The 4,547-nt window shown below is 64.9% G+C and carries 2 protein-coding genes; both read left to right on the forward strand.

What is annotated here, in order from left to right:
• The coding region (locus tag AWB81_RS40655; RefSeq protein ID WP_235026179.1) for a Y-family DNA polymerase at positions 1-1,416 on the forward strand (1,416 nt) is incomplete at its 5' end.
• 15 nt (positions 1,417-1,431) lie between these two features.
• Positions 1,432-4,547 (forward strand): error-prone DNA polymerase (locus tag AWB81_RS40660; RefSeq protein WP_062644048.1); only part of this gene is annotated, 3,116 nt, incomplete at its 3' end.

The raw sequence follows: 4,547 nt of genomic DNA on the forward strand, positions 1-4,547 counted from the left end.
CCAAGGTGGTCGCCTAGGACGGAGAACGGCTGCGTCGTGCTGGACAAGGACAAGGTCGCCATCGCCGACGCGGTGGCCCGGGAGGCGGGCGTTTTGCTCGGGATGAAGCGCGGGGGCGTAGTGACGCTCGCGCCCGATGCGCTCGTCTACGACCGCGCGCCCGTGCGCGAGCAGGACATGCTGCGCGAGGTCGCGCTCGCCCTGATGCGTTTTTCGCCGATGGTGGCCGTCTGTGAAGAAGATACGGTCGTAGTCGATGTGTCGGCGAGCCTGCGTCTTTTCGGCGGCATCCTGCGGATCTGCCATCAGATCAGGCAAATCGTCGACGCCGTGGGCGTGAGCGTGCGCATGAGCGTCGCCCCGACCGGTCAGGGCGCCTGGATGCTCGCCAAGCGCGGGCATCGCCGCGTGCTCAAGATGCGTTCCCTCGAGCGTGAACTCGACTCGCTGCCGTACCTCGTCGTGCCGGAAGTCCGCCGGTTCGCGGACTGGTTCGCCGGGCTCGGATGCCGTGTGCTCGAAGATATCCGGCGCCTGCCGCGCGCCGGGCTGAAAAAGAGGTGTTCCGTGGAGTTGCTGGATTCGCTGGATCGCGCCTACGGGCTGTCGCCGGAACTGTACGCGTGGCTGGATGTGCCGCCCACGTTCAGCGCCCGCGTCGAACTGCCCGACCGGGTTGAACATGCCGAGGCGATCCTATTCTCGGCGCGTCGGCTCGTCGTGCAGCTTTGCGGCTGGCTGAGCGCGCAACAACTCGCGCTCACGCACGCGAGCGTGACGCTCGAACACGAACGCGGACGCGAGGCGATCGAGCCAACCACGATCGACCTGGCGCTCGCCGAGCCGACCTGGCACGAAGAACATCTCGTGCGGCTGTTGAAAGAGCGCTTGGGGCGCGTTCAACTTCCGGCGGCCGTCATCGCCGTGCGGCTCACCGCGACCAAGGTCCAGGCCGCCGAACCGCCGACCGATACCCTCTTCCCGGACCCCGGCGGATCGGCGGAGGACCACAATCGTCTGCTGGAACTGCTCGTCGCGCGTCTGGGACCGGAAAACGTCCTGCGCCCCGCGCCGACCTCCGATCATCGGCCGGAGCACGCGAACCGCTGGGTATCGGTATCGGTCCAGGATGCCGCCAAGCCCGAAGCGCCGCCTTGTGATCTGCCCCGTCCGACGTGGCTGCTTGAAACGCCGCTGCGTCTGATGGTCAAGAACCACCGGCCGTTCTACGGATCGACGCTGAAGCTCGTCTCGACGGGCGAGCGCATCGAGGCCGGCTGGTTCGACGGTGAGCTGGCCGCGCGCGACTACTTCGTCGCTGAAGCCGCCGACAAGAGTTGCTACTGGATCTACCGGGAGCGCCCGAGCGCCACCTCGGACGAAGTGCGCTGGTTCCTGCACGGCCTCTTTGGATGACATGAGCCAAGCGCTGTGGATCTGCCTTTCTCCGTCCTGCCCGCTTACGCGGAGCTCTTCGCCTTTTCCAATTTCACGTTCCTGCATGGGGCGTCGCGCGGGGAAGAACTCGTCATGCGCGCGTCGCAGCTTGGCTACTCGGGTCTCGCCATCACCGACGAGTGTTCGCTCGCGGGCGTCGTCCGCGCTCATGTGCAGGCGAAGGAAGAGAAGCTGCCGCTCGTCATCGGGTCGTATTTCAAGCTGGTGCACGCCGACAAACGCCCCGCCTTCGGGCTGATTCTGCTGGCTCAGAACCGCGATGGCTACGGCAACCTGTCCGAGCTGATTACACTCGGCCGCATGCGGGCGGCGAAGGGCAGCTATCTGCTGACGCCGCAGGACATCGCGCGTCCGGAGAAGGCGTACGCGCACCTGCGCGGCATGCCGAACTGCCTCGCGATCCTCATTCCCGATTTCCCTGCGAACGAAGACGCGCTTGCCGCGCAACTCGACTGGATGAACGCGACCTTTCCGGCTCGGGCTTGGGTGGGACTGACCCTGCATCAGCGCGCGATGGACGATATCCATCGCGGCACGGTCGAGCACCTTGCCTCCCGGCATCTGGTGCCGGTGGTGGCGACCGGCAACGTCGTCATGCATGTGCGGTCGAGAAAGCCGCTGCAAGACACGATGACGGCCATTCGCCTCGGCAAGCCCGTCGCGCAATGCGGCTACGATCTCGCGCCCAATGCCGAACAGCACCTGCGCTCGCGCCTACGGCTCGCCAACCTGTATCCCGAGCACGCGCTGACCGAAACATTGAGCGTGCTGGAGCGCTGTACTTTTTCGCTCGACGAACTCAGGTATGAATATCCCGACGAACTGGTTCCGCCAGGCGTTACGCACGAGGCTTACTTGCGGCAGGAGACGTATGTCGGTGCGCATCGGCGGTTTCCGAACGGCATCCCGCACGCGGTGCAGGAACAGGTCGAGCACGAACTGCAGTTGATCCGCGAACTCGAATACGAGGCGTATTTCCTGACGGTCTACGACATCGTGCGCTTTGCCCGCAGCCAGCACATCCTGTGTCAGGGGCGTGGGTCCGCAGCGAACTCCGCTGTGTGCTATTGCCTCGGCGTGACCGAAGTCGATCCCTCACGCGGCAACATGCTGTTCGAGCGATTCATCAGCAAGGAGCGCGGCGAGCCGCCCGATATCGATGTCGATTTCGAGCATCAGCGGCGCGAAGAGGTCATCCAATACATCTATCGAAAGTATGGACGTGACCGCGCGGCGATCGCGGCGGCGGTCTCCACGTATCGGCCTCGCGGCGCGCTGCGGGAGACGGGCAAGGCGCTGGGCGTCGACCCGCAGATCGTCGACCGGGTCGCGAAGAGCCATCAGTGGTTCGACAATTCGCAGGACCTGTTGCAACGCTTCGGCGAGTCGGGGCTGGACCCGGAGAACCCGTTGATTGTCGCCTGGGCGTCGCTTGCGGGGCAGATACTGAATTTCCCACGCCACCTGTCGCAGCATTCGGGCGGATTCGTCATCAGCCGGGGCAAGCTCACGCGGCTCGTTCCCGTCGAGAACGCTGCGATGGCCGATCGCAGCGCCATCCAGTGGGACAAGGACGATCTCGAAGCGCTCGGGCTGCTCAAGATCGACGTGCTCGCGCTCGGCATGCTCTCGGCGATCCGCCGCACGCTCGACATCGTGTCCGAGCAGCGCGGCGAGCGCTTCGAGATGCAGGACATCCCCGTCGAGGACCCCGTCACCTACGAGATGATCTCGCAGGCGGATACGATCGGCGTGTTCCAGATCGAATCCCGTGCGCAGATGTCAATGCTGCCGCGGCTCCAGCCGAGGACCTTTTACGATCTCGTGATCGAAGTCGCGATCGTTCGACCGGGGCCGATTCAGGGGGGCGCAGTTCACCCCTATCTTCGCCGCCGACAAGGATTCGAGCCTGTCACCTATCCCAGCGATGCGCTTGAGGCTGCGCTCGGGCGCACGTTGGGCGTGCCGATTTTCCAGGAGCAGGTGATGCAGGTCGCGATCCTCGCGGCGGGTTTCACACCGGGTGAAGCGGATCAACTCAGGCGTGCGATGGCCGCCTGGAAGCGCAAAGGCGGCTTGCAGAAGTACTACGACCGTATCGTCAACGGCATGCGCGAGCGTGGGTATAAACAGGACTTTGCGGAAGCCATCTTCGAACAGATCAAGGGCTTCGGCGAGTACGGCTTTCCGGAGAGTCACGCGGCGAGCTTCGCCCTGCTGGTGTATGCGAGCAGTTGGCTGAAATGTCACGAGCCGGCTGCATTTCTCGCCGCGATGCTTAACTCCCAGCCGATGGGCTTTTATTCGCCCTCGCAACTCGTCCAGGATGCGAAGCGGCACGGCGTGCAGGTGGCGCCCGTCGATGTGACGATCAGCGGCTGGGATTCCGTTCTCGAACGTCGTGAAGGAGAGGCGGCGGCCGTGCGGCTCGGCTTGTCCTTGCTCAGAGGGATGCGCGACGGCGCGGCGGAGCGGATCGAAGCCGCACGCGCGGTCAGGCCGTTCCTGAATGTCAGCGATCTGGCGCGGCGCGCGCAACTCGACCGGCATGATCTTCAGGTGCTGGCGAGCGCCAACGCGCTGGGTTCTCTCGCGGGCAATCGTCGTGAGGCGTTATGGCAGTCGGTCGCGGCCGTCCCCGACAAGGACATGCTGGTCGACGCCCGCCTGGAAGACGAGACACCGGTACTCGGCGCTCCGACTGAAGCGGAAGACATCGTCAGCGACTATAAGTCGACCGGACTCACGCTGGGGCGTCACCCGCTGGAGTTGCTTCGCCCGATCCTGCTCAAGCAGCGCCTGATCCCGGCATCGACGCTGCGAACGTATCCGAACGGCCGGCTGGCTCGCGGCTGCGGTCTCGTGACCGTCAGGCAGCGCCCCGGCACCGCCAAGGGCGTGATGTTCGTGACGCTCGAAGACGAGACGGGCAATGTGAACGTGATCGTCTGGCCGTCATTGCTCGAAAAGCAGCGCAAGGAAGCGCTTGGCGCATCGCTGCTCGCGGTCTATGGCACCTGGCAATGCGAAGGCGAAGTGCGCCACCTCGTCGCGCAACGGCTCGTCGACATGTCGCATTTGCTGGGCGG

Origin of the sequence: Caballeronia arationis (genome assembly GCF_001544975.2) — a bacterium.
Classification (GTDB): domain Bacteria; phylum Pseudomonadota; class Gammaproteobacteria; order Burkholderiales; family Burkholderiaceae; genus Caballeronia; species Caballeronia arationis.